26 protein-coding genes are annotated in these 24,711 nt (G+C 41.7%); 18 read left to right on the forward strand and 8 right to left on the reverse strand.

Annotated features, from left to right (window positions below; all coding sequences use genetic code 11):
- Positions 1–16: 16 nt before the first annotated feature.
- The 4 genes from P2W71_RS21760 (at position 17) to P2W71_RS21775 (ending at position 2,788) form a co-directional block, all read left to right on the forward strand.
- Positions 17–889: a poly(3-hydroxybutyrate) depolymerase gene (locus tag P2W71_RS21760; protein ID WP_276373490.1), complete on the forward strand. Its 873-nt coding sequence runs from the start codon at positions 17–19 to the stop codon at positions 887–889.
- A 15-nt stretch (positions 890–904) separates the two neighbouring features.
- Positions 905–1,276 carry a VOC family protein gene (locus P2W71_RS21765; protein ID WP_276373492.1) on the forward strand — a complete coding sequence of 124 codons (372 nt, stop codon included), beginning with the start codon at positions 905–907 and terminating at the stop codon, positions 1,274–1,276.
- 24 nt (positions 1,277–1,300) lie between these two features.
- Positions 1,301–2,101: a helix-turn-helix domain-containing protein gene (locus P2W71_RS21770; protein ID WP_276373493.1), complete on the forward strand. Its 801-nt coding sequence runs from the start codon at positions 1,301–1,303 to the stop codon at positions 2,099–2,101.
- A gap of 63 nt (positions 2,102–2,164) precedes the next feature.
- Positions 2,165–2,788, forward strand: coding sequence for an SDR family oxidoreductase (locus tag P2W71_RS21775; RefSeq protein WP_276373495.1), 624 nt, complete (start codon positions 2,165–2,167; stop codon positions 2,786–2,788).
- 72 nt (positions 2,789–2,860) lie between these two features.
- Here P2W71_RS21775 and P2W71_RS21780 read toward each other — a convergent pair whose 3' ends face one another.
- The 4 genes from P2W71_RS21780 to P2W71_RS21795 form a co-directional block, all read right to left on the reverse strand.
- Positions 2,861–3,238, reverse strand: a complete 378-nt coding sequence (locus P2W71_RS21780) for a VOC family protein (RefSeq protein ID WP_276373497.1) — start codon at positions 3,236–3,238, stop codon at positions 2,861–2,863.
- A gap of 21 nt (positions 3,239–3,259) precedes the next feature.
- Entirely contained in the window at positions 3,260–3,799 is a 540-nt protein-coding gene (locus tag P2W71_RS21785) for a DUF4199 domain-containing protein (protein ID WP_276373498.1), read from the reverse strand.
- 113 nt (positions 3,800–3,912) lie between these two features.
- Positions 3,913–4,383 (reverse strand): LuxR C-terminal-related transcriptional regulator, encoded by a 471-nt coding sequence (locus P2W71_RS21790; RefSeq protein WP_276373500.1) that lies wholly within the window; start codon positions 4,381–4,383, stop codon positions 3,913–3,915.
- Positions 4,384–4,441: 58 nt separating this feature from the next.
- Complete coding sequence (locus P2W71_RS21795; RefSeq protein ID WP_276373501.1) at positions 4,442–5,806, reverse strand: enolase C-terminal domain-like protein; 1,365 nt, start codon at positions 5,804–5,806, stop codon at positions 4,442–4,444.
- A 341-nt stretch (positions 5,807–6,147) separates the two neighbouring features.
- On the opposite strand from P2W71_RS21795, the gene P2W71_RS21800 reads away from it, so the two are divergent.
- The 3 genes from P2W71_RS21800 to P2W71_RS21810 all read left to right on the forward strand — a co-directional run bounded on the left by P2W71_RS21800 (position 6,148) and on the right by P2W71_RS21810 (position 11,765).
- Positions 6,148–8,352: a beta-galactosidase trimerization domain-containing protein gene (locus tag P2W71_RS21800; RefSeq protein ID WP_276373502.1), complete on the forward strand. Its 2,205-nt coding sequence runs from the start codon at positions 6,148–6,150 to the stop codon at positions 8,350–8,352.
- A gap of 321 nt (positions 8,353–8,673) precedes the next feature.
- Positions 8,674–11,058 (forward strand): ABC transporter permease, encoded by a 2,385-nt coding sequence (locus tag P2W71_RS21805; protein WP_276373504.1) that lies wholly within the window; start codon positions 8,674–8,676, stop codon positions 11,056–11,058.
- 140 nt (positions 11,059–11,198) lie between these two features.
- Positions 11,199–11,765 carry a cupin domain-containing protein gene (locus P2W71_RS21810; protein WP_276373505.1) on the forward strand — a complete coding sequence of 189 codons (567 nt, stop codon included), beginning with the start codon at positions 11,199–11,201 and terminating at the stop codon, positions 11,763–11,765.
- Positions 11,766–11,776: 11 nt separating this feature from the next.
- Here P2W71_RS21810 and P2W71_RS21815 read toward each other — a convergent pair whose 3' ends face one another.
- Positions 11,777–12,103, reverse strand: a complete 327-nt coding sequence (locus tag P2W71_RS21815) for a hypothetical protein (protein WP_276373506.1) — start codon at positions 12,101–12,103, stop codon at positions 11,777–11,779.
- Between the two features lie 15 nt (positions 12,104–12,118).
- Positions 12,119–12,493 (reverse strand): MotA/TolQ/ExbB proton channel family protein, encoded by a 375-nt coding sequence (locus P2W71_RS21820; RefSeq protein WP_276373507.1) that lies wholly within the window; start codon positions 12,491–12,493, stop codon positions 12,119–12,121.
- Between the two features lie 218 nt (positions 12,494–12,711).
- Between P2W71_RS21820 and P2W71_RS21825 the strand changes: the two genes are divergently transcribed.
- The 9 genes from P2W71_RS21825 (at position 12,712) to P2W71_RS21865 (ending at position 20,300) form a co-directional block, all read left to right on the forward strand.
- Complete coding sequence (locus tag P2W71_RS21825) at positions 12,712–13,752, forward strand: histidine kinase (RefSeq protein ID WP_276373508.1); 1,041 nt, start codon at positions 12,712–12,714, stop codon at positions 13,750–13,752.
- 12 nt (positions 13,753–13,764) lie between these two features.
- Complete coding sequence (locus P2W71_RS21830; RefSeq protein ID WP_276373509.1) at positions 13,765–14,472, forward strand: LytTR family DNA-binding domain-containing protein; 708 nt, start codon at positions 13,765–13,767, stop codon at positions 14,470–14,472.
- Positions 14,473–14,575: 103 nt separating this feature from the next.
- Positions 14,576–15,271 carry a porin family protein gene (locus P2W71_RS21835; RefSeq protein ID WP_276373510.1) on the forward strand — a complete coding sequence of 232 codons (696 nt, stop codon included), beginning with the start codon at positions 14,576–14,578 and terminating at the stop codon, positions 15,269–15,271.
- Between the two features lie 11 nt (positions 15,272–15,282).
- Entirely contained in the window at positions 15,283–15,906 is a 624-nt protein-coding gene (locus tag P2W71_RS21840; RefSeq protein WP_276373512.1) for a hypothetical protein, read from the forward strand.
- A 262-nt stretch (positions 15,907–16,168) separates the two neighbouring features.
- Positions 16,169–17,200 carry a DUF4097 family beta strand repeat-containing protein gene (locus P2W71_RS21845; protein WP_276373514.1) on the forward strand — a complete coding sequence of 344 codons (1,032 nt, stop codon included), beginning with the start codon at positions 16,169–16,171 and terminating at the stop codon, positions 17,198–17,200.
- A 115-nt stretch (positions 17,201–17,315) separates the two neighbouring features.
- Positions 17,316–17,735 carry a VOC family protein gene (locus tag P2W71_RS21850; RefSeq protein WP_276373517.1) on the forward strand — a complete coding sequence of 140 codons (420 nt, stop codon included), beginning with the start codon at positions 17,316–17,318 and terminating at the stop codon, positions 17,733–17,735.
- 71 nt (positions 17,736–17,806) lie between these two features.
- Complete coding sequence (locus P2W71_RS21855) at positions 17,807–19,279, forward strand: DUF6298 domain-containing protein (protein WP_276373519.1); 1,473 nt, start codon at positions 17,807–17,809, stop codon at positions 19,277–19,279.
- Positions 19,280–19,436: 157 nt separating this feature from the next.
- Positions 19,437–19,640, forward strand: coding sequence for a DUF3606 domain-containing protein (locus tag P2W71_RS21860; RefSeq protein WP_276373520.1), 204 nt, complete (start codon positions 19,437–19,439; stop codon positions 19,638–19,640).
- Positions 19,641–19,703: 63 nt separating this feature from the next.
- Positions 19,704–20,300: a chemotaxis protein CheB gene (locus P2W71_RS21865; protein WP_276373522.1), complete on the forward strand. Its 597-nt coding sequence runs from the start codon at positions 19,704–19,706 to the stop codon at positions 20,298–20,300.
- Positions 20,301–20,302: 2 nt separating this feature from the next.
- Here P2W71_RS21865 and P2W71_RS21870 read toward each other — a convergent pair whose 3' ends face one another.
- Complete coding sequence (locus P2W71_RS21870) at positions 20,303–20,797, reverse strand: DUF1648 domain-containing protein (RefSeq protein ID WP_276373524.1); 495 nt, start codon at positions 20,795–20,797, stop codon at positions 20,303–20,305.
- Positions 20,798–20,925: 128 nt separating this feature from the next.
- On the opposite strand from P2W71_RS21870, the gene P2W71_RS21875 reads away from it, so the two are divergent.
- Positions 20,926–21,726: a hypothetical protein gene (locus P2W71_RS21875; protein ID WP_276373525.1), complete on the forward strand. Its 801-nt coding sequence runs from the start codon at positions 20,926–20,928 to the stop codon at positions 21,724–21,726.
- 47 nt (positions 21,727–21,773) lie between these two features.
- On the opposite strand, the gene P2W71_RS21880 is transcribed toward P2W71_RS21875, so the two are convergent.
- The gene (locus P2W71_RS21880) at positions 21,774–21,974 is read right to left on the reverse strand and encodes a 4-oxalocrotonate tautomerase family protein (protein ID WP_276373527.1); all 201 of its coding nucleotides are present in this window, start codon (positions 21,972–21,974) and stop codon (positions 21,774–21,776) included.
- Positions 21,975–22,742: 768 nt separating this feature from the next.
- On the opposite strand from P2W71_RS21880, the gene P2W71_RS21885 reads away from it, so the two are divergent.
- Positions 22,743–24,710 (forward strand): TonB-dependent receptor plug domain-containing protein, encoded by a 1,968-nt coding sequence (locus tag P2W71_RS21885; RefSeq protein WP_276373528.1) that lies wholly within the window; start codon positions 22,743–22,745, stop codon positions 24,708–24,710.
- Position 24,711: the final 1 nt, after the last annotated feature.

Here is a 24,711-nt window from a genome sequence, read left to right on the forward strand (position 1 = left end):
GCCTAAACATATATCCATGATAAGATTCTCCGGGATTTTTCTGCTCTGTTGTATAATTTCAGAAAATAAACTCTTTGCTCAGGTCATCAGTGATTCTCTCCGTGTAGACGGAAATTACCGGTCGTTCTATTTCAACACGTCGCAACCGCCGAAGCCGGGCGCCAGTCTAGTTTTTTTACTTCACGGATCCGGCGGAAATGGAAAGGATATGATTAACAAAGCCACGCAGCTTGCGCAAAAAGCCGGGTCGGAAAATATATTGCTTGTCTATCCAAACGGGTATAAAAAATATTGGAATGAATGCCGGAAGGTAGCCAGCTCACTTGCAAATAAGGAGAACATTGACGAGCAGGCTTTCTTTTTAGCAATGATCAACTACTTCAAGGAAAAATATAAGATTGACGACAAAAAGGTTTTTGCCATCGGAAGTTCCGGCGGAGGCCACATGTGTTATAAGCTTGCGCTGACAATCCCTGAAAAATTCCGTGCTATTACGGCACTCATCGCTAATCTTCCCGACGATCAAAATATGGATTGCACTGAAGCAAAAGTTGCTGTTCCTGTGATGATTGTCAACGGAACGGCTGACCCCGTCAATCCATACGAGGGAGGTTTAATGCCCGCCGGGAATTTTATCATGGGAACCGTCAGATCAACCAACGATACCTTCCAATATTGGGCGAGGCTTGCCGGCTATAAAGGCGATCCGACCAAAGAAAATATTCCAGACAATGACCCTGCCGACGGAAAAAAGATAGAACGGTATACCTATCGCGCTCCTGGTAAACCAGAAGTTGTTTTGTTAAAAGTGGTTGGGGGCAAGCACGATGAGCCTAACGACATCAACGTCTATGTCGAGGCCTGGGAATTTTTCAAGCGACAACTATGAATTTCTGAATTTTGTATGAGAGTCATCCCGATTATCAAATGTATCGATATGGAAAAGTCGGTTGCTTTTTATACAAACATCCTTGACTTTGAGCATGTAGGCACCTGGTCTTCTGAAGACTTCCCTGCTTACAGTATCATCAAAAAAAATGAAATTGAAATTCATTTGTCTACTCATTCCGGTGATGGCGTGCTGGGGAATGTTGTTTATCTGGTTGTAGAAGATGTCGACAGCTTGTTCAAGCGTTTCTTAGCCAGAGGCCTTGACATCTCTTACAAAATAGATTCGCCAGTACACCAAGGTCCCGTAAATCAGACATGGGGATGGCGGGAATTTTATGTCACAGACCCGTCAGGAAATACCATGCGCTTTGGGGAAAAACTTTAACTCAAGTTGTTCGTTCATCTTTTAATGAAATATGCGCAATTACTTCCTCCCGCATCGATCAGTAAATATGTGAGATATTTTTGGGTGTTGGAAAACGATACACCCACGAAATCTTTCAAGATGTTACGTCCGTTAGCCGATGGTTGCCCTGGAATATTTTTTCAACATTCCTCGGCAGGAACGTTTTACGACGCCTCGAATAGGATTCTTCCTGAGGTTTATCTATACGGACAAACTATCACCCCCACCGAATTTTACATTCATGGAAATTTAAAAACCCTTGGTGTTTGCTTTTTTCCTTATGCGCTTAAATCAATATATGGATTGAATGCCAGTGAATTAACAGACAATTGTTTGGATATAACATTGCTCACTGCACAACTGAGGGATCAATTGGTCAATGCGAATTCTACTCAACGTCAGATAGAAATATTTGCATCTCACATTGCTGAGGAGATCAAACAAAAGAATCCTACGCTCGATGGTGAAACAGAATATGCGCTAAGACAACTTATAAAATCGAAGGGGATTGTCTCATTAAAAAGTCTTCAGCAAAAATTAAAATTGTCAGAGCGGTCATTGGAAAGAAAATTTAGTCAACAGATTGGAATATCTCCCAAGTTATTTTCAAAAGTGTGTCAGTTTCAGGCTTCTCTTCATCAATTAAGGCAAAACAACTATACCAACTTGTCTGACATTGCATATGATAATGGTTTTGCCGATCAATCGCATTTCATCCGCACATTTAAAACTTTTGCTGGAATTTCGCCTTTGCAGTTTCAAAAAGGAGGCCGGAAGTCAACCGAAAACTTTTCTCTTCTCTAAAGCTGCGCGTCGGTTTTATTCTATTTTTAAGGCGAGGGGACCCATAGTTTTGGTATAAAAACTATGAGAGTAATTATTTTTGGCGCCACCGGTAGTATAGGGCGACTGTTGGTTGAACAAGCTCTGGCCAAAGGGCATCTGGTCACGGCCTTTCTACGTGATCCATCCAAGCTTTGCATCAGCCATAGTAATCTCAAGGAAATTCAAGGTGATGTTCTATCCTTTGCCACTGTAGAAGACGCAGTGAGAGGTCAGGATGTTGTTTGCTGCGCGCTTGGCGATGGAAACAAAGGCAAGTTACGCGCTGAGGGTACAAAGAATATTCTTCTTGCGATGCAAAAAACAGGTGTTAATCGTTTCATTTGCCAAACTTCTCTAGGTGTAGGCGACAGTCGCGGTAACTTGAATTTCTTCTGGAAGCATATCATGTTCGGTCTGCTGCTGAAGAAAGCTTATCAAGATCACGAGGCGCAAGAAAAGTATATCATGCAGAGTTCGATCGATTGGGTAATCGTGAGGCCAGCGGCATTTACTAACGGACCGCATACAGGTCAATACCGTCATGGTTTTGACGCCGATGACAAAACGATAACACTCAAAATTTCACGGGCCGACGTCGCCGATTTTATGTTGAGGCAAGTCACCGACAACCGCTACATTAGGAAAACGCCAGGTTTGTCATATTAATGGAATAACATGAATGGATAAAAACAACGATTTAGATTGACTCTAAAATAGATCGTCAATCTAAATCATTCTTTAAAACTGATGTAATTGAATCAGATTGCCACACGTATCTTCAAATATGGCTTCAATTCCGTAATCTGTTTTCGTAGGTTCTTTTCTAAACACAACACCCTTGTTTTTCAATCGCTCATGCTCTTTATAAATATCACCGGCTGTAAAAACTATGACTGGTAAACCAGAAGCAAACAACCCTTCCTGATAGGTTTTTGCAATAGGATTGTTGTTAGGCTCAAGAAGTAACGATGTGCCTTCTGGTTCTTCCGGCGACGCCACAATCGCCAAATATGCTTCCGGTACATACATTTTCTTTACGAAACCCAGGACCTCGGTATAAAACTTGTATGCTTCGATGGGGTTGTGCACAAATACACTGGTTAGTCCGATTTTCATATTGATAAGTCTGTTAGTTTATTATGCAGCCGCAGGTGATGATGCTTTTGTTTTTCGCTTTAGAAAGAGCGCGCTGATCAATGAAATAATAAGACCGACAGGAAAAACCTCTGAGAAAGTAATCACTACAACAAATAGCGGATTCTTATACATTTCTTTAAAGTTGGCCATTTCGGTTGTTTTTTCTCTCAGCTCCTCTTCGGTTGCACCACTCTCCCGCGCATCCTTTAATACATGTGGAATATATTTATCCAGAAAGTCGGGGATAAAAATGTAGTAATCGATCAGCCAGACGATAACATATATTGCCGAAGCTATGAGGGTAATATATAGACCTGTTTGAAAAGCTTTTCCGAACGTGATCATGCCACCATTATATTTGTCCCGGTAATTTTTAACTCCCACAAAAACCAGGGAAAAAACTGCTATCATTCCGGCATAGCCTACAACATCATTGGTTTGCATATCAGGATTGGTGTAACACTCGTTCGCAGCATACACCATAAATGACGTAATGATCAATCCCGCTACCGATCCGAAAACCCATACATTTTTTTTCATACGATTATTCTTTTTGACTTCACGACAAAAATGTAGCGTAACCGTCATTTTTGACTCATACTTTAGGATGAATTTGGAAGGGCTGGGAATATTTTCAGCCTTAAGGATGATCTTTAAGGAATAATACTAAGCTTTTTAGCTTTGTCTACGGCTTGCGTTCTGCGCGCCACGCCTAATTTTTCAAAAAGATTACGGGAATGAGTTTTAACCGTACTCAGCGAAAGGAATAATTTTTCCGCTATTTCATGATTGCTCAATCCCTCCGCCATCAATTGTAAAACTTCTATCTCACGCTTACTTAGATTGAGATTCGTCAATGCCGTTTCATTTAATTCGAACGCATTGTTGTTAACGTAAATTTGTTTTTCTACAATAACAGTCTCGATTTTTGGTTTTGTCAATTTTAGCGCCAGCCAAATTCCCAACCCGGTAAAAATCAGCGCAATACCACCCGCGTAAACTTCGAAAGCATGATCGATAATAATGAAGCGCAACTGAAGCCATTTCAACAAAAACAGCAACAAGGCCATCGATACACCATAAAGGATGAGACGCTTATTCTTGATTAGAAAATCTTTGGCCATCGACGACTGCAATTTGCTCATCACAAATCTACAATCGCCAAACGAAAATGTACAATTATCAGGGCCGGATTAAAGTCCCATCTCTTTTTCTAACCTGCCAGTTCGATTTGGTTGTTATGGGATACTTAGCAGCCTCTTTTTCATTAATGTCTACACCGATACCCGGAACTTCATTAACAGACATGTATCCATTTTTCATTGTTGGGCATCCTGAAAAAACCTCGAGCATCTTATCAGAAAAAGAAACTGCCTCCTGAATTCCAAAATTCCAAACAGCAAGATCGATATGTGCGTGCGCTGCATGGCCTACTGGCGAGACATCGCCCGGACCGTGAAAGGCGGTTTTAATATTAAACCACTCTCCTAGCCTGGCAATTTTCATCGCAGGTGTAATGCCTCCGATTTGAGACACATGAACACGGATGTAGTCAAACCATTGATTCACCATGGGCATTTTAAATTCATTAATGTTGTTGAACAGTTCTCCCATAGCAATGGGTACTGACGTGCTTGCGCGAAGTTGTTTAAACCATTCCATGTTCTCCGGAGAAAAAGGATCTTCGATAAAAAACGGGTTATAATCTTCCAGCTTTTTGATCATATTAATGGCATCCATCGGTTGAACCCGTTCGTGAATATCGTGTAACAATTCGACCTCTTCCCCACAACGTTTGCGCACAACGTCAAACATTTGTGGAACGGACTTGAGGTACAATCTTTCATTCATGTAGTTATCAGACGCCATTCCAAAACCAGCTTCTTTAAAGTCAGGCTTATCGGCTGCTCCCGCTGCTCCAACCGCCCCATACCCCCCCTGTTGTATACGAACATATTTGAAACCATCGGCAATAATTTTCTGCGCATGATCTGCAACAGCTTCCGGTGTATTGCCGCTGGCATGTGTATAACATGGAACGGCGAAACGCACTTTCCCTCCAAGCAATTGATACACCGGCATGTTTGCGCGTTTTCCTTTTATATCCCACAGCGCTTCATCCAGCCCACTTATCGCGTTGTTTAAAACAGGACCATTACGCCAATACGAACTTACATAAACGGCATTCCACATGTCTTCAATGTTGTCAACATCTCTGCCTATACAAAACTCATTCAGATAGCTGTTGATGGCGGTGACCACAGCAAAAGCCCTTTGTGTAAACGTAGCACATCCCAAACCATATAAGCCAGGTTCTGTTGTTTCAACTTTTACAACAATCAGGTTTGATCCCTGCGGCGCCGTTGCAATCGCTTTTACACTCTTGATTTTAACCGGCGGCAATCCCTTGGCATAAGAAGGTGTAACATAGTCTTCTGCACGCGACTGGTGCGTTCCTAGCAATCCTAAAACACCAGCAGCAGAACTAACGCCAATCATTTTTAACGCTTCTCTGCGCCCTGATCTGAGATTATTTTTTGTTTCCATGTTATATGTAGGTTGGTTGTGGTTTAATGTATTCAAGCTCGCAAAACCTCACCTTAAATTTGATGGAAAAATTGTGGAATCCTAGTGTGGGTAATTGTTGTCGACAAGATATTTAAAAGACATGCGCTTATCATAGGAAAGCAAATACAAAAATGGCTTAGGCAAAATTTGATTGGTTATCATTCTTAGGGCGCTGGATTCACCAGCTTCTCACGTATCGAATTATGAACATGTTCTATTGACATGACCGATTACGGGTAGTTTCCAGTCGTATTTAATTCCTGTCCTCTGCCATATTATTTCTTGTGTTTTCCTTCCGAAATAATATATCTTACTTAACTATGGACAGACGAAAATTTATTAAAACATCCACTGTAGTTGGTGGTGCGGCAATTTTTGGAAACACCTTTGCCAGGTCAACACAGCCTTTCAATACTGCAATTGAAGCACCGTGGTTTGACAGGTCCATGCGGTGGGCGCAGTTGGCCTTCGTCGAAAATGATCCTGGCCGCTACGACCCGGATTTTTGGCTCGACTATTTTAGAAAGATTCATGCCGATGGTGTACTTCTAAGTGCCGGAGGAATTGTAGCCTTTTACCCAACTACTATCCCATTGCATCATCGCAGCGATTGGCTGGGAAATTCTGATCCGTTGGGATATTTAGTGAATGGCTGCCGCAAAATGAACATGTCGATTATTTTAAGAACCGACCCACATGCCGCGCGGCAAAATGTTTATGAAGCGCACCCCGATTGGATTGCCGTTGGGGTTGACGGGAAACAACGGAGACACTGGGCGAACAAAGATTTGTGGGTAACCTGCGCATTAGGTCCTTTCAATTTTGAGTTCATGACTGCAGTGAATAAGGAGATCATGGAACGTTACCAACCCGAAGCCATATTTTCGAACCGATGGTCTGGCCATGGTATTTGCTATTGCCAACATTGCAAATCAAATTTCAAGAACTTCTCAGGGTTCGATCTACCGAAAACAAATCAATCGGGGTTGAGCACGGCCATGGCGAGTGGTGATTTAAATGATCCTGCGTACAGGCAATACAGGGTGTGGCGAACAAACCGGTTGAAAGAACTTTGGTTCTTATGGGATTCAGAAATAAGAAAACAGAAGTCAACAGCCCGTTACATTCCGAATGGTTTTCCCGATAAGCTTATTACGGGCCAGCATTCAGACTTTTTCTTCGCCGATCAGCAAGCACGAAGTGGCATCATTCCACCATGGTCCAATGGCAAACATGCCAAAGAACTCCGTGCTACCATGGGGATGAAACCCCAAGTCGGAATTTTTAGTGTGGGTATTGAGGAGCAATATCGCTGGAAAGACTCCGTTCAAAGCAATGCTGAAATCAGAGTGTGGGTGGCTGAAGGTGTTGCCAACGGACTTCGCCCCTGCTTCGTAAAGTTTGGCGGCTACATTTTTGACAAGCGATGGATGGACACCGTTCAGCGCATGTATCAAAAATATTATGACATTGAAAAATACCTTAGAAACACGGCCCCCATCGTTCGTGCCGGCGTTGTTTATTCAGAGCAGACCGATCAAAACTACGGCGGCAAACCGTGGCAAAAAAATTATGATGATCACGCCTATGGAATTTATCACGCATTGATTGAAGATCGCATTCCCTTTGAAATGGTGAATGACCGTTTGTTGGATGAGCAACATCTTAAAGACTACAAGCTATTGATACTTCCCAACATTGCGGCTTTGTCGGATGACCAATGTGATCAACTTCGAAAATTTGTAGACCGTGGAGGGAGTTTGCTAGCAACCTACGAAACCTCCCTTTATGATGAGGAGGGAAAACCCCGAACCGAGTTTGGTTTATCCGACGTATTTGGCGTATCGTACAGCCACAACGTTGAAGGCCCATTGCAGAACAGTTATTTAAGGTTAAACGGCGATCCGAACACTAAAGGCTTCCATCCCGTTTTAAAAGATCTGGCGGATGCTTATCGTATTATTAATGGAACGCACCGCGTGAATGTTACCGCTAAAGGAGATTTTCCCAGTCCGGTTACGCTGGTCCCCACATACCCGGATCTTCCGATGGAAGATGTTTACCCGCGAAATACGGACACCGATATCCGTGAACTTTATTTAAGGGAATCGGGTAAAGCAAGGGTCGCTTATTTTACCGGTGATCTGGATCGAACTTTTTGGCAAATTCAGAGCCTTGACCACGGCAGGCTTTTAAAGAACACGATCCGGTGGGCATTGAATGAAGAACCTATGGTGAATGTTAGGGCACCAGGTGTAATTGACGTAACAACCTGGCGTCAGGAAAAATCCATGACCGTTCACCTGGTCAACCTTACCAATCCAATGATGATGAAAGGACCTTTCCGGGAGCTGATACCCGTGGATGCAAAAGTAGACATACGGATTCCTGAAAATATGAAAGTGACTGGAGTGAAATTACTTTTGCGTGGCGACAAGGTGGATTACAAAATAAATAACCAAGTTATATCCGTATCCATTCCGCGGATTGAAGACCATGAGATTATCGGAATTGATATCGGTTAACGGACTCCTTTAACCTCATTGCAATAAAGATTGACTTAACAAAAATTAAAATAGATTCAATAGGGCCTCCAACGAAATCGAATGCACGAAACAGTCGAATAAAGTCCCGGCCATCAGGATGAGAAATGCGTTTCAATCTGGTGCGAATCACACATCAACATTCAGACAGCCCACAATTCCGCATCAATAATTGATCGATCGACCGAGGCCTCAAAAACACTAAACACGCCTCGCTCAGCATCTACTTTAAAAACCAATATGTTATATTTGTTCGCCCGAACTTAAATGGTAAAAAATTATTTGAAAATCGCTCTCCGCTTCATGTTGAGGCAAAAGGGCTTTTCGATCATCAACATTGCCGGCCTAACCATCGGCATCACCTGCAGCCTGCTGATTATTCTTTACATCCAGGATGAACTCAGTTATGATAAATTTCATTCTGATGCAGAGCGAATCTACCGTTTAGGGACCAAAGGCGTGCTGGAAGGCAAAAAAATAAACTCAGCGCAAACGGGTGTCAAGGTAGCAGAAGGACTTGAGCAAGACATATCCGAAATTGAAAGCACAGTTCGCATAGCGAGTTGGGAAACTTTTCCGGTTCGGTACGAAGATCAATCCTTCACGGAGGCTAAATTGTTATTGGTTGATCCCAACTTCTTTCGGTTTTTCAATTTCAAATTAATCGAAGGGCATCCCGACAGCGTCCTTCAGGGGGAAGGAAAAGTTGTCATGACCGAATCGACCGCTAAGCGATATTTTAATTACAAGGGGAAAGGCGATCGATCACCGCTTGGAAAGACATTAATTCTTGCACAAGGATATACTGCAAAAGTCACGGGTATTGCCGAAGATCCGCCACTCAATTCTCATTTTCATTTCACATTACTCCTTTCTCTGTCTTCATACACAAGCGCAGAACCCGGAGACTATATGACAAGACGGGTTTTCACGTACTTCAAAATCAAACCAGGTGAAACGACTGAAAATGTGTTTGTCAAATTCAATAAGATCATTGAGTATAAAATTGGTGCAGAACTCGAACAGGTACATCATACAACCCTCGCCGATTTTAAAGCGGCTGGCAATGATGTTGCTTTTTTTTCGCAGCCGTTGCTTGACATTCACCTAAGGTCACAACTGAATGATGAGATCGAACCCAACAGCGACGTTCAATACCTCTACACCTTCGGAATCATCGCATTGTTCATAACATTGCTGGCATGTATCAACTTTATGAACTTGTCAACAGCCAGGTCAGCAAGCCGGGCGAAGGAAGTTGGCATCCGCAAAGCAGTAGGTGCTCCATACAACCGGTTGGTAACGCAATTTCTCTTAGAGTCCTATTTGTTTATTATCCTGGCCGTTGTGATTTCCTTGCTCCTGATCATAGCCATCTTACCAATATTCAATTACTTCACGCACAAGCAACTCAGCATTTCTGTACTTGTACAACCGGCATTTCTGGGGCTGACCATTGGATGTATTGTATTGTCAGGGTTACTGGCCGGAAGTTATCCAGCCTTTTATTTATCCCACTTCAGTCCAGTTGAAGTATTAAAAGGCAAACTTCGTGAACAACTACGCAGTTACGGAATAAGAAACGGGTTAGTGATTTTTCAATTCTTTATTTCGTCAGTCCTTATAGTTTCTACTTTAGTTGTGTATTTACAAATCCGATATATACAGCAGGCAAACGTTGGTTTTGATAAGGCAAATGTCATCAACCTGCTACACACGCGAAACCTGGGTAAAAATGGTGTTGCATTTAAAAAAGAATTGTTGTCGCATGTCGAAATTGTTTCTGCTAGTTATGCAAGCAGGCTTCCGCCTAACATTGATTGGCAATATTTATTCAGACTCGTGGATACGGAAAAAGAATATCTTTTCAATGTGTACGAGGTCGATTGGGATCACCAGGAAACAATGCGGTATGAAATGGTAGCCGGACGTTTTTTTTCTGAACAAAATCCTGCCGACACTAACGCCGTCATCCTCAACGAAACTGCTGCCAGACAACTCGGACTTACAATCTTCAAAGGAAAAAAACTTTTTTCTACTTATGACCATTCCAACCGTGAACGGGAAATCATAGGAATTATTAAAGATTTCAATTTTGCATCTTTGAAAGAACCGATTCAACCGTTGGCTATCACCCTTGGGCCGCAACCAAATTGGGAGATTGGTATCCGGCTTTCACCGGGCAACACCCAAGAGAAGATCGGGTTGATAAAATCGATCTGGAACAAGTACGCCAATCATGCACCGTTTGAATATACTTTTCTGGACAAAAATTTTGAGGCTACGCATAAAACAGAAAAACGCATCGGATTTATTTTTCTATTGTTTACGTCGCTCGCAATATTCATTGCATGCCTGGGTTTGTTTGGATTGGCGACCTTCACTGCAGAACAACGAACCAAGGAAATTGGAATCCGAAAAGTTGTTGGCGCCAGCATTCAAGATATCGTGTTAATGATCAACCAGGACTTCATGAAGCTAGTAGGGGTAGCCAACTTGTTAGCCTGGCCTGTTGCCTGGTGGATCATGCATTCGTGGTTAACGCAATTTGCGTTTCGGATATCGTTTCCATGGTGGTCATTGCTTTTTGCATGTATCATTACGTTGCTAATTGCATTTATCTCGATAAGTTTTCAAGCTGTAAGAGCTGCCAGAGGTAACCCTGTAAAATCTCTGCGAAACGAATAGAGGTGTAGTTTGTTGGTGGCGCCGTTGCTTCGATACCTTTCGTATTACAATCATTTATTTTTGCTTAATTATTCTCATTTGCTGCGATTGTGAGAAAATCAGCGCACCTTACCAAACATTATATCTTAATACCTACTAACATGGCAATGGAACGGAGAAATTTTCTTTTCGGGGCTTTGGCGTTATTTCCCTCAACAGCTTTTGGTATCATCAAAACTAAAATATTAAGAACAATAAAAGGGTTCAAGGTGAACGCGAATGAAGCAAGGTTTGGTGAACGCTATAAAATGAAAGGCGTCACATTAAACAACCTTGATATTAAAATCTCGGGTTCGGATACGGATGGTGACCTGGCTGTGTTAGAGCAAACAGGCCTTACTCCAAACGGAGGGCCGCCGTTGCACGTTCATCCTTTTCAAGATGAGTGGTTTTATGTTGTAGAGGGCGAGTATCTATTTCAAGTTGGAGACGAAAAGCATACCGTGAAAACAGGTGATACGATCTTCCTTCCTAGAACTGTACCGCATGCCTTCATCCAGCGAACGGAAAAAGGGAAAATGATTGTTTCATATTTGCCTGCTGGAAAAATGGAAGCTTTTTTTAAAGCGACTGACAAATGGACTTCACCTCCTTCAAAAGAGGAAATCGCAAAAGTCTTTGAAGATCATGATATGAAAGTGGTTGGACCACCCTTAAAATCGCAATAAATTTTAAAGCTTTATGGTTGTTCAACTTTTTTTGAAGCTAATCCGATAGCGCCGTATAACGAAATTAAAATAACCATCAGGCCTCCTACAAAAAGTAGCATCGGAATTTGCAGTGCCTCCAGGAACATTGGGAAGGAAAATAAATCCCTCTCAAATAAGTCGATCATTACACTGATGCCGATTAACACTGCCAAGCAAATCCATGCCAGTAATAATGCAACGGTGTATCTAAACGCCCCTTGCCACCTTTTCCGAAATTCTGGTATCCGCCCTACACCAACAACAATGAGACACACCAATGCAATGCCAATGATCATTAGAAATACTACCAAGGTCATAGGCTAGAATTTTAATTAGATTTTTTTTACCCTTAACTTCAAAATAATATACGCCAGCATCGAAATAAAGAAAATAATTAAACCATATAGAATATTGATAAGCGCTACTTTTAATCCACCCATAATAACCTGAAACGGAATAACTTGCTCGCTGCTTTCCAAAACATCAAACGCTATGAAAAGGCCAAACAATGTTCCGAATGTTCCAAAGGCCACTGCAAGTCCACTAATGTGTTTGATCGCTTCCAGCCATTTCGAGTCAATCAACTTTTTTTTCAATTTGCTAATCAAAATGTATCCAATGATCGTCAGGTTACAAAGAAAAAGTAGTGTCAACGGGTGCATGTATTCAACGCCGCCTGAACGATAGGTATCTAATAGGTTTGACATAAGATAAAGTTTAAGTTTATTTTTTATTTCAACAAGTTTATCAAGAACATTAAAGTAAAACCGGCTTATTAGATAAAGTGATGCTTTGGACCCCGCTCTTACCTGTGGCGTGCCGCATATGGCGAAAGGGTTCAAAACAATGTTGAATGGGATACTTGGCGAAATGTCTGCACCAGATATTATTAGCTGCGCATTTTTTTCTTTAATATGTGATCGGTATGGATCGGACCGCGACTTTGTTGAATTCATTTTTTACGAAACAGCGCTGGGTAGTTCACGTTTTTTTCTGGCTGATGATCCTTGCGTTTTATGTAATATTCTTCGGCCGGAAAAATGAGAATTATTCGATGACCTTTTTCTTTGTTGGCCTGCTCATGCCGATAACAATCGCAACAACTTATTTTGTCAACTATGTACTCATTCCCCGATACCTGATGAAGGAGCGCTATATCATTTTCGGATTATACTTTATTTATACGTTGTTGGGATCTTTATTCCTGGAAACCGTTATCACCCTGATTACATTTATCGTTGTGGCGGAGGTGACCATCAAAAACATGAGTCCCGCCTCTTTCGATCTTGTGTTTATGTTAACATCGTTACTCATGGTAATTTTTTTTGCCAGCGGTATTAAAATGCTTTTGCGTTGGAAAAAATCAACTGAAGATTACCAGACGCTGATGCGTGAAAAAGTCGAGACAGAACTGAAGTTCTTAAAGACCCAGCTTAATCCTCACTTTTTATTTAACACGTTGAACAATTTATATTATCTGGCAACAATTAAATCGGATAAGGCGCCTCAAGCCATCCTCGCATTAAGTGATGTACTGGATTATGTTCTTAAAGAAGGAAGATCGACGTTTGTGTTGCTTGACAGTGAATTAAAACATCTCCGTAATTATGTGGCGCTGGAGTTGCTTCGGTATGAAGACCGCGTTAATGTGAACATCTCTGTTACCGGAAATACGCGAGAACATGCTATTGGGCCAATGATACTAATTACGCTGATGGAAAATGCGTTCAAGCATGGCGTAATGCCGACAGCAGGAAAATCATGGATAACGATGTCAATTTGTTGTGAGCCGGGCCACATTCATATCGAAATTCGCAATAGCTGCAAAGAGAGAGTAAATGGTCATGGCATTGGTTTGGAGAACTTGAAGAGTCAGCTTAATCATTTATACGATGACAGATATCAGCTCGATATTGTAAATGAAGATGAACGAGAGTTCGGGATCATCCTCATGATACGTCACTAAACAGCCTCAAGAATGAAATTCAAATATCTGGTTGTAGATGATGAACCATTGGCGCGCAAATTGATTGCAACGCATGCTTCCAAAATTGAAGGGCTAGAATTAGTTTGCGAATGTGCTAGCGCCATCGAAGCAAGCAATGTACTTCGAAGTAAACCGGTTGATCTCATTTTCCTGGACATTCAAATGCCGGAGATCGATGGACTGAAATTTATTAGTACCTTAAAAAATCCTCCGAGTATAATTGTCACCACGGCATTTCGGGATTTTGGTCCGGAAGCTTTTGATCTTGACGTCATCGATTATTTGTTGAAACCAATTTCTTTTGAACGGCTATTAAAAGCAGCAAACAAGTTTTTTGAAAGAAAAACGGCAGCCTCTTCAAAAGTTCTTGAGTCTGTGGAAGAACCCGCCTTTATTTATCTGCGTGCGGACAGAAAGATGCACAAAATTGCCACCAGCGACATATTGTACATTGAAAGTTTAGACGAGTATGTAAAAGTTTACTTGCGTAACAGGATGCTCATTACCAGGGAGGGAATCAGTATTCTCGAAACAAAACTTCCTGCCGAACAATTTGTAAGGATCCACCGTTCATTTCTCATTGCGGCTAAGGCCATTTCAACCATTGCCTCAGATGGTGTGGAGGTTGGTGGAAAGATTCTTCCCTTTGGACGCGCTTACAAGCAAAGTGCATTGGCAGCGCTAAAGGTTAAAATTTAAATTGAGTTCCTGTTTATTCTCAAGCCAGTTTCCGTATTCGCATTTTAAAATTAACTTCAGGTAGCGCTTTGATCTAAAAAAGGAGCAACCTAAGTTGAGAATTATGAAAGCCCTCTGCCTCACAATCATTTTGGCATTAAGTTGTCTTGTCACCCGGTCCCAAATTCTTTATCCGCGCATTGGCGCTACTGCATCTGTCAACACCTACAATCCCACGCCTTACGATATAAAGCCGCGTGTCGGGTTTTTGATCGGTGTCGGCTATCAGCTTAAGCTGACGAATACGGTATCGGCACGGGCTGAATTGAATTATGTGCGCAACGCATACGAAGCCAAATACGCAGTTGATATTTATATTCCTGATGGCATGGATACATATGAATTACATGAGTCGGCATCCAACCGGTATAATGTTTCATACCTTGAAGTACCGGTTCTATTAAAAATAAAATTGCTGCACAAGGATTTTTTTGTAACCGGCGGCCCATCAGTAGCCTTAGGGTTAGGGGGATCGCATCGATATAACTTTAGCCGCACGTCCAGCTACCTGGATCCTATACAGGAAGCTGGGTCAGGCAAAATAAAGTTTGATGGGGGCCTCGCTTCAAATAAAGGGGACATACATTACGATAGCCAGTGGGACGTTGGTTTCCAGGCCGGCATTGGAGCCCTTTTATTTAAGAAATTGCAGGTTGAATGCAGACAAAGTTTTGGCACCATCAATCTTTACAAAAACATTGACTCCAAAAATCGATATCTCCAGGTTTCGTTCTCCATCCCGATTCCCCTTGGAGATTAACAGAGGTAAAAATGCTGGGTGTGTTGGCACAGACGTTCAAAAGTTTGATCGAGAAATATGCGGGTCCTGATGCGTCTGAACAATGCTGGCTTGAACTATCGTCTGCTTATTCAGAACCGAGCCGTCATTATCATACACTCACGCATCTGTATCATTTGCTCGCACAACTTTTACCTGCAAAACAGGAAATAAAAAATTTTGACGCAGTGCTTTTTGCCTTGTACTACCATGATTTTATTTACAACGTTTCCGCGAAAGACAACGAAGAAAAAAGCGCTGAGTCCGCATCGAGTATACTGAACGAATTGCATGTGCCTAGGGCCACCATCGACAGTTGCCTGCAGCATATCCTCGCCACGAAAATTCATGCCCTAAGTGAAAGCCATGACACCAATCTTTTTACCGATTCGGATCTCGCCATCCTTGGTCACGAGTGGAATAGCTATCGTACATATTGCGAGCAGGTCAGACAAGAGTATGCCATCTATCCCGACACCCTCTATAAACCGGGGCGAAGAAAAGTACTCGAACACCTTCTTGCCATGAAAAGCATTTTTAAAACCGACCGTTTCATTAAACAATTTGAAAATCAGGCCCGGCTGAACCTCGCGCGGGAAATCAATGACTTACTTTAAGCGTTTACCGGCTTTAGCAAAGCTTTAAAGTGATTTAAATTTGAGCTCATCCATGCAACCTTTCCAAAGCTCTCGCAGTCTCTAATAAAATTGGTAACCAGAAATTCTTGTTCGGATTCGTGCATTATTGGTATAAATACGAACACTGTTGTGACCGGATAGGGCATTGAAATGGAATAAAGCCGTTATCAGGTCATGGCACAAGGATTGGGTGCCGAGATTATTGTTCATCAGTTATTCAAACCTCAACACACTTAATCTAATGAAAAAAGCTTTTAATTTTGTTTTCCTTGTTGCCTTTATCACGTTGGTGATAAACACTCAAGCCCAGGATCGCGAACCTTATATCACAAAATCATTTTCAAATGAGTCGATTAAAGAACTCTATGCGCGTACTTCCGGAGGCAGTATTACAGTAGAAGGTGGTAACGAACAGGCACGCGTTGAAGTATTCATCAAGGGTAACAATGGAAAAACGCTTAGCAAAGATGAAATCAAAGAGCGCCTTGATGAAGACTATAAATTAACAATTGGTGTTGAGGGCAATGAGCTGAAACTGATTGCCGAACCTAAGGATAAGTTCTTTAACTGGCGTCACGCGTTGAGTATCTCTTTTAAAGTTTATGTGCCTCAAACTATCTCGACTGACTTGAGTACCAGCGGCGGAAGCATAGACATGCGTAATTTATCAGGCACCCAGAGTTTTTCAACCAGTGGTGGCAGTCTAACACTTGACAAGTTGAGCGGCAAGATCAAAGGCAGGACTTCCGGAGGAAGTATTCATGTTAGCAATGCAAAAGACATGATAGACCTGGCGACTAGTGGCGGAAGCATCGAAGCCGAAAATTGCAATGGAAAACTTTCACTTTCAACGTCAGGCGGGTCGATTAGCCTGCATAATTTAAAAGGCACAGTAAAAGCAAATACCAGCGGTGGCCCTATACGCGGCGGTGACATTACCGGAGAGCTAACTGCACACACATCGGGTGGCAGCGTTGACCTCCGTGATCTTGAGTGCAGTGTAGATGCATCAACAAGCGGCGGTAATATGGAAATTGAAATCGACAAGCTGGAAGAATATGTTACCATTAGCAACTCCGGCGGAAACATTCACGTAACCATGCCCGGCAATAAAGGCGTAAACCTCAATCTTCGAGGTGACCGGATAAATTTGGAAAACATGAATAATTTCAATGGAGATAAGGAAGACCATAAAGTGGAAGGAAAAATAAACGGGGGCGGTATACCTGTAAATATCCAAACCAGTGGCAGAGTTACAGTTGCCTTGAATTAAGACAATCAATCCTTACTAATATCTTATAAAAGGCGCACAGGATTTTAATCCGTGCGCCTTTGCCTTTTGCGGAACCTTAATAATTGCATAAATTGATTTCATATCAACCTGCACTATGCAACCAGTGGAACTTCCCATCACTTCATTACAACATATTGGGATTCCGGTCACCAATTTAGAAAAGTCAAAGGCATTTTACGAAAAGCTTGGCTTTACCAATGTGATGGAATCTACATTCGAATTTAATGACAGTCAAGGTACTTGTGTGATGATGAAGCTAGGCGGTATACTGATGGAGTTATACCAAATGCCTTCCTCCGAATTAGGAAAAATAAAAAATCGTAACGATGGGCACATCGATCATATCGCCTTTGACGTCACTGATATCGATAAAACATTTCTGACGCTCAAAACTGCTGGCTTCATCGTGTTGGAGGACCAACCAATTTTTTTAAACTTCTGGAAAAATGGATGCAAGTTCTTTAACATCGTTGGTCCGGATGGTGAAAGATTGGAATTTAATCAGATACTTTAGTTGTAGCAACGTGACAAATTAAAAATGTCCGCTGTGACGTTTCTTTGAACAACATACACAAAATAAGCACCATGCGTTTTGTAAACATTTGTATTCTTTGTTTCATCTTTTCAAACCTATCTGCGCAGCACATCTTTCATGGCCCTTTAAAAAAAAATAATACAAATCCACGCTACTTCACTGATAACCGAGGTAAGGCAATTTATCTGACAGGTTCTCATACCTGGGAAAACTTGCAGGACATGACATCGGCCTCTGAGCCGGTATTCGACTACAAATCCTACCTCGACATGATGGAAAAAAATAATCATAATTTCATGAGGATGTGGGCATGGGAACAAGCACAAATGGCACCCTGGAGCTCGGAAGTTATTGTTGTAAATCCGTTACCTTTTGCTCGCACCGGACCAGGCCTTGCAAATGACCAGCTGCCAAAATTTAACCTTACAAAGTATAATCCTGAATATTTTGATCGCCTTCGTCAACGGATTATTGACGCAGGTAAAAGAGGTATCTATGTTTCCATCATGCTGTTTCAAGGATGGAGCCAGGATCGAATTGATTCAAAAGTTGGCAATCCCTTCCCCTACCAGCCATACAACGTAGCGAATAACATCAATAAGATCGGCGCCCCGGAAACGCCGGAGGATTATGATGACAGACCAAGCCTTCATAGCATGTTAATACCCGCAAAGCTTTTGCTGATTCAGAAAGCATACGTTAAAAAAGTGATCTTAACCGTAAATGATTTGGATAATGTTCTGTATGAAATCATCAATGAAGGCGGTGCAACGGAGTGGCAATATCACATGATAAACTTCATCAAAGAAACTGAGGCTACGATGCCGAAACAACATCCGGTGGGAATGACACATCGCGGTGATAAAAAAATGACGAATCAAATTTTATTTGATAGCCCAGCAGACTGGATATCACCTAACTATACGCCTTATCCTTGGAAATTGGCGGACTCGATACGAATCACGTCGTTCAAGGAAGATCCGCCGGAAGCCGATGGGACGAAGGTGGTAATCAATGATACTGATCATTTATGGGGGCACGGGGGAAACCATAAGTGGATATGGAAGAGTTTTTTGAGAGGGCTAAATCCAATTTTTATGGATCCATGGGAACCACTGCCGGGAAAAAAAAATGATGATAAGGCAGAGGGTTGGTTATACAATAGCGATGGGATTTCGAAAGATGATAGAAATTATCCGGATTGGGATTTGATCCGTCGGCACATGGGCTATACGTTGGATTTCGCCGATCGATTAAATCTGGACAGAATGATTCCCCATAGTGAACTTTCTTCTACAACGTACTGCCTGGCTGACGTTGGGCAGGAATATTTAATCTATTTCCCTGATGGTGGAGAAGCTAAAATCAATTTACAAAATGGTGAAGGAAAATATAAAGCGACGTGGTTTATACCGTTGATTAATAAAACGATAGTAGCACCAAAACAAATCACGGGTGGCGCAATCGTTCAAATGGAGTCGCCTACTTCATTGGACGCCGTTCTTCATCTAATAAGAAATTGACCTAAGCGTGAAAAAAAATTCGTATTCACATTCTTCATTATGGAAATTTAGCTGTGGATAAACATCTACAGCCCTATCTGAAATCAATTGATGCGCTTCATTATCCCCATTATTCTCCATGGAATAATTTTTGCAATAATTTTTTGAAACGATGATTATGAATGAGGATATAAAAGATCGTGATGAAGAAGTGGATAGGATCCACATGGATGAAGGATATGAAGTGCAGGCGTGGTGCGAGTTGTTTGAAATTAGTATCGTAGATTTAAAACATGCCATAGAAGCGGTGGGCCCGAGTGCCGTTAAAGTGAAATATTATTTAGAGGAAAATAATATCCGACGAAGCGAGCATTTAAGATGACCAATGGGCGTAAACTTATTAACTATTTTAACTGTTGTAAAACGTAAGACTTCCGAATAAATCATGAACAACGACTTCCTTATCGTAGGGATAGGTGCGTCAGCGGGTGGTGAATCATCGCTATATGATTTTTTTGAAAATACCCCGCCTTCCATAAATGCATCTTTTATTGTCGTACGACATTTAAAACGTGATTTTCAAAGTCAAATGAAATTTTTGCTGTCGCGGCATACACGTTTACCAGTATATACCATCCGAAACGGCGAAGAAATCAAGCCCGGATGTATATACCTCATGCCGGAAAACACTACCGCTACAATTAAGGATGGCTATCTGTTGTTAAAAGAACGGACGGCTAAAACCGATGTAAATTACGCCATCGATGAATTTTTCACCTCACTTGCGCATGATGTAAAAGATCGGGCTGTAGGAATTATTTTATCGGGTATGGGTAATGACGGAACAAACGGTGCAAATGCCATTGAAGAGTACGGAGGAATGGTCATGGTGCAGGATCCGAAGTCAACGAAATTTGATTCCATGCCGAATAGTGTTATCGCGAACGACTTTCCAGACTACATTCTGCCGGCCAGAAACATGGGCCAACATCTGATGGAATATATAAAGTCCAAAGAAAAGAAAAGAGCTTTTAATCTGTGAGACTATCGCAGTTTGAAGCCTCGATAAATGAAAATCGCATTAACACCAAAAATCATCGCAAGAAAAAGTGGGAGAAACATGACGCCAATGCCGTTCATCTCGCCTAAGCCATTCTGCACGGTGGCATATGTCAAATAACAGAACCCAAACACAATGATCAGTTTAAGAATTCGCAGCATCAAAACGGAATTTCTGTACTGACGTTCTGCGTTTTCTTCTGTGATCTTATAAGGAAAATTGAAACGGTGGGAGTACCTTAAAGCTGCTGTTAACATCGAATAGACTACAAACGCCAGGATCGGTAAGATCCAAACAGTGGACTTGTTTCCAAAGGCATCAGGCTCTCCGGCCGCGTTATAGTGTTGTGGAATTGTTGTTGGAAGCTTACGGTAGTATAACAGCATGATTGCAAACATCAATATCAAGCCCGACGCGGATACAAATTCTATGACCCGGTCGGTATTGGACATTGCAATTTTTACTCTCGGGCGTTGCATACATCTTGAATTACTAATATCATTTAAGTTACTAAAATTTCGTTTGGAAGAAATATCGCTGTAGAGTATCGAAATCGATAATCTTTCCAATCCTCTCAGTATCTTTAGTATACGGAAGCCAAACTCATATGAAAAGACCATTCCCTTTTTTACTACTCTTTATAGTTATCAACACAACAATACGCGCGCAACCATTGGTAGGAACATGGGAAATGATTTCTATCAAAGGCATTAACGCCGCAGGCGAACGGTTTGCCAGCGATGCATCATCAAACCGCGAAATAAAAATAATAACGCCGACGCATTACATGCTCATCGCACAGGACGTGGAAGGTGATTCGCTTGTATTCAACCGCTGTTATGCCGGAGCCATCCGCGTCGATGGTAATAAATACGATGAAATTCCGATGCTTTCTTCATCCCCTATTTTTGATAATGTTAAAACAGACTATACATGGAAGATAGTCAACGACAAGTTCGTTCAAGCAGGTACTCTCATCCGGCCTGATGGAAAGAAAGTCATTCTGGAAGAACTAGTTTTCGGTCGGGTGAAGGCTTCGGCATCGTATATCAACAATCCAACGAATGGCACCTGGAGGCTTTTGTCGTCTACGTATGTCACCGCAGATGGAACTCGTCATTCGGATTCAAATGAAACTGTGAATGCGCTGTTTATTATCACACCCACGCATTGGATGTATGCCAGCAGCAGGGATAAAAAATTCGAACATGTTATGGGGGGCGGCTATACGATGAAAGATGACAAATATTATCCGGCGCTGGATTTTGCGTCGTTCCCAAAAAAACTCTGGGGCGAGACTGAGATGACACAAAAAATAGATGGCGAAAAACTTTACGTCACGGGTACGAGCATTTTTCCTGACGGGCGAAAATTTATATGGAACGACGTGTTTGAAAAAGTGAACTGATAGATCGCCCATTCACAAGCATAGTCTGTATTTACATTTGCAAATCGCTAGGACTTTTTTCGCCGCACTGTAACCTGCTCTCCCCCAATACCCCAATTATCGGTCGATACTTCATCGATAACAACCACGGTAGTAGCCGGATTCTTGTTCAATACTTTTTGAAGCAATTCTGTTACCCCTTTTATAAGTTCAGCTTTTTGTTGTGATGTTACACCATCATCAGTGATTTTAATATTTACGTAAGGCATTGTTCGTACTTTATTAATTAAAAACAAATTCTAATTTAGCGGCATTCCAATAGCCCAGGTATTACGTTGTAAATCTTTAAAACTCGCGAATATCAGGATCAACCTGTTCGTTCAAAGGCTTTTCAATTACCTCTCAACCTAAGTCTACTCCTTTACTAAATGTACACCGCGTACCTATACATGAATCAAGCGTTGATTGGCCGGATGAGTTTCACTTGAATCCGACAACATAACCCTTAGTCATCAACCTTTACCTCTTTCAGCGATTTTCATACAAACGAAATTTGTTAAAATCATTTTAGAAATTTAAATCTGCTTAAGGATATACACAAGCTTTTCAATTTCAAATGTTCTTTTAATCACATTGTCGGTGTCATAAATTATAAGAAATCTCATAGAATACTGAAAAACCAGTTCAAATAATACATTTATGTAATGACTTAAGTGGGCTGTAGTGAATGACAAGTTTCGAGGCTAAATGAAAGATAGCCTAACGTTACAACGTTTGAGTTACATGCCATTTTAAACACCATCCACGCGGTTTATTGATTCTCCCATCAACAGCCTCCGATAAGTTGCAATAAACGTCGCCACGCCATTCTATTTTGTCGACACACAAACACACGGGTACGTGGGAATATTATAACTTCGTAATGGCTGGATTGTGAGTATTTTTTAACCTGTATGTCGGGAGTCCATGTTGCCGTTTAGCAACAGCTAAGTGCTGAAACATTGCTTTTTATTTTTTATATAATTAACGTTTTTATTATGCGATTAGAATTCAGCTATGCATTTTCTGTGCTAGCGATCTCCTGTTTCTCACTGCAAGCCCAGGACCTTGATTCAATCATGAGCCTTAACGCATTTACTGAAGAAAGTGATCTTCAAAAAATGCTTAACAAAAATGTCTCAGTATCTTCCCAAAACCTGACATCGCGAGAAACCCCAGGTATTATCAGCGTTGTGACCGCCGAAGAAATACAAAATAGTGGTGCACGTGACATGGTTGATGTCCTTCGGCTAGTACCAGGTTTTGATGTTGCACACGACCTTTCTTTTGTGAAGGGTCTTAGCCTTCGCGGCAATTGGGCAAATGAAGGAAAAATTCTTGTGCTGATGGATGGTCAACCTTTTAATGAATTGCTTTATCAAAGCGTCGCCGTCGGCAACCGCTTTCCGGTTGACGCCATTGAACGCATTGAGATTATTCGCGGCCCTGGCTCAGCACGTTATGGCGGGTCTGCAGAATACGGCGTCATAAACATCATCACCAAGGCTGCCTCCAGTCTCAATGGCGTGGCAGTCTACGGTACAGCAGGTTTTCACAAAGATGCCACCGGCCGAACCAACGGTGGGGTTATGACATCTCATAAAGGACAAAAATTTGCATGGGATTTATCGATATTTAAAGGAAAAAGTATTGTAAGCGATCAACTATATCAGGATATTTTCCTTGCTTCAGAACCTGTTTCTTTAGTTCATGAGTCTCACGCCGATCCGCTGAATATCAACCTTGGATTGAAATACAACGGACTATCCGTACGCACCATGTACGATCAATTTGAAAACGCCGACCCAATATCAACTGCATCCTTCAGCAACTATGCACTTGACATAGAGTACAAAATAAAACTTTCTGACAAATTCAGATTGACCCCCCGTGTTCAATATATGAACCAAAAGCCATGGCAATACGATTTTGAAGATACACCCGAAGTGGATTTTAATGTGCGGGCGTTGCGTACGCTTGGACAACTGGATGCCGACGTAGACATCAGCCGAAAAGTAAACCTGAATTTTGGTGCGCTTTATTTTAGCGACAAGGGTATAGACCTTTCAGTAGATGAAACCATGTTAAAGATGCATAACGTTGCGTTCTATGCACAAGCATTATTCAAACATCGGCTAGCAAATGCAACCGTAGGTTTCAGGTTCGAAAAAAACACCAAGTTCGCCTCCGCATTTGTGCCTCGCGTAGCGTTGACAAAAAAGATTCAAAACTTTCATTTCAAGGCTCTTTATAGCGCATCGTTCCGGTCGCCTTCCCTATACAATGTGCTGATTGATACCACTGGGGCAAAGCCCGAAAGGTCTAACGTGTTTGAGTTTGAAGTCGGTTATCAGTTTACACCTGAAATGCTGCTGTCTCTTAATGCCTTTCATATTTCCACGCGAGATGTTATTGTATATGGATCGGAAGGCGAAGGCGATACCTTTGTGGAGTGGTATGAAAGTTCAGAGAAGTCAGGCACCAAAGGAGTTGAAGTTGTCTACAGCATTCGTAAGAAAAAATGGTACTCTCATTTGACGTACTCCTTTAGCCAGGCCTTATCTGACAATGCAGTAGAAAAATACCGGATACCACAAACCGACAAACAATACGCTGGAATGGCAGCACACAAGGTAACACTGAATACCAATGTTTACCTCACTCCAAACTTAAGTTTTAGCCCAACCATGATTTATGTCGGCACACGTTATGCCTATACTACATCCGATGAAAACTACGAACTAATATCCAATGAACTGGAACCCTACACTTTGGTAAATGTATTCTTGAATTACAAAAATCTACTACCAGGGCTCACGTTAGGCGCAGGCGTATATGATATGTTTAATGAGCGGCCATTAATGCCGCAGCCTTACCACGGCGGACTAGGTGCCTATGCTCCTATCCCAGGTCGCAGTCGTGAATATGTTATCAAACTTTCTTATCAGGTAAACTTCAAGAAATAAC

It is taken from the genome of Chryseolinea sp. H1M3-3, from assembly GCF_029360725.1.
In the GTDB taxonomy this organism is placed as follows: Bacteria; Bacteroidota; Bacteroidia; order Cytophagales; family Cyclobacteriaceae; genus Chryseolinea.

What these genes read in the sequence shown, in the direction of transcription:
- P2W71_RS21760 (WP_276373490.1), top strand. Translation starts at nt 17, where the DNA reads ATGATAAGATTCTCCGGGATTTTTCTGCTCTGTTGTATAATTTCAGAA.
- P2W71_RS21795 (WP_276373501.1), bottom strand. Translation starts at nt 5,806, where the DNA reads ATGGAAACAAAAAATAATCTCAGATCAGGGCGCAGAGAAGCGTTAAAA.
- P2W71_RS21825 (WP_276373508.1), top strand. Translation starts at nt 12,712, where the DNA reads ATGGATCGGACCGCGACTTTGTTGAATTCATTTTTTACGAAACAGCGC.
- P2W71_RS21800 (WP_276373502.1), top strand. Translation starts at nt 6,148, where the DNA reads ATGGACAGACGAAAATTTATTAAAACATCCACTGTAGTTGGTGGTGCG.
- P2W71_RS21885 (WP_276373528.1), top strand. Translation starts at nt 22,743, where the DNA reads ATGCGATTAGAATTCAGCTATGCATTTTCTGTGCTAGCGATCTCCTGT.
- P2W71_RS21820 (WP_276373507.1), bottom strand. Translation starts at nt 12,493, where the DNA reads ATGTCAAACCTATTAGATACCTATCGTTCAGGCGGCGTTGAATACATG.
- P2W71_RS21870 (WP_276373524.1), bottom strand. Translation starts at nt 20,797, where the DNA reads ATGCAACGCCCGAGAGTAAAAATTGCAATGTCCAATACCGACCGGGTC.
- P2W71_RS21850 (WP_276373517.1), top strand. Translation starts at nt 17,316, where the DNA reads ATGCAACCAGTGGAACTTCCCATCACTTCATTACAACATATTGGGATT.
- P2W71_RS21775 (WP_276373495.1), top strand. Translation starts at nt 2,165, where the DNA reads ATGAGAGTAATTATTTTTGGCGCCACCGGTAGTATAGGGCGACTGTTG.
- P2W71_RS21865 (WP_276373522.1), top strand. Translation starts at nt 19,704, where the DNA reads ATGAACAACGACTTCCTTATCGTAGGGATAGGTGCGTCAGCGGGTGGT.
- P2W71_RS21845 (WP_276373514.1), top strand. Translation starts at nt 16,169, where the DNA reads ATGAAAAAAGCTTTTAATTTTGTTTTCCTTGTTGCCTTTATCACGTTG.
- P2W71_RS21855 (WP_276373519.1), top strand. Translation starts at nt 17,807, where the DNA reads ATGCGTTTTGTAAACATTTGTATTCTTTGTTTCATCTTTTCAAACCTA.
- P2W71_RS21880 (WP_276373527.1), bottom strand. Translation starts at nt 21,974, where the DNA reads ATGCCTTACGTAAATATTAAAATCACTGATGATGGTGTAACATCACAA.
- P2W71_RS21785 (WP_276373498.1), bottom strand. Translation starts at nt 3,799, where the DNA reads ATGAAAAAAAATGTATGGGTTTTCGGATCGGTAGCGGGATTGATCATT.
- P2W71_RS21780 (WP_276373497.1), bottom strand. Translation starts at nt 3,238, where the DNA reads ATGAAAATCGGACTAACCAGTGTATTTGTGCACAACCCCATCGAAGCA.
- P2W71_RS21840 (WP_276373512.1), top strand. Translation starts at nt 15,283, where the DNA reads ATGCTGGGTGTGTTGGCACAGACGTTCAAAAGTTTGATCGAGAAATAT.
- P2W71_RS21810 (WP_276373505.1), top strand. Translation starts at nt 11,199, where the DNA reads ATGGCAATGGAACGGAGAAATTTTCTTTTCGGGGCTTTGGCGTTATTT.
- P2W71_RS21835 (WP_276373510.1), top strand. Translation starts at nt 14,576, where the DNA reads ATGAAAGCCCTCTGCCTCACAATCATTTTGGCATTAAGTTGTCTTGTC.
- P2W71_RS21815 (WP_276373506.1), bottom strand. Translation starts at nt 12,103, where the DNA reads ATGACCTTGGTAGTATTTCTAATGATCATTGGCATTGCATTGGTGTGT.
- P2W71_RS21765 (WP_276373492.1), top strand. Translation starts at nt 905, where the DNA reads ATGAGAGTCATCCCGATTATCAAATGTATCGATATGGAAAAGTCGGTT.
- P2W71_RS21805 (WP_276373504.1), top strand. Translation starts at nt 8,674, where the DNA reads ATGTTGAGGCAAAAGGGCTTTTCGATCATCAACATTGCCGGCCTAACC.
- P2W71_RS21790 (WP_276373500.1), bottom strand. Translation starts at nt 4,383, where the DNA reads ATGGCCAAAGATTTTCTAATCAAGAATAAGCGTCTCATCCTTTATGGT.
- P2W71_RS21860 (WP_276373520.1), top strand. Translation starts at nt 19,437, where the DNA reads ATGAATGAGGATATAAAAGATCGTGATGAAGAAGTGGATAGGATCCAC.
- P2W71_RS21830 (WP_276373509.1), top strand. Translation starts at nt 13,765, where the DNA reads ATGAAATTCAAATATCTGGTTGTAGATGATGAACCATTGGCGCGCAAA.
- P2W71_RS21875 (WP_276373525.1), top strand. Translation starts at nt 20,926, where the DNA reads ATGAAAAGACCATTCCCTTTTTTACTACTCTTTATAGTTATCAACACA.
- P2W71_RS21770 (WP_276373493.1), top strand. Translation starts at nt 1,301, where the DNA reads ATGAAATATGCGCAATTACTTCCTCCCGCATCGATCAGTAAATATGTG.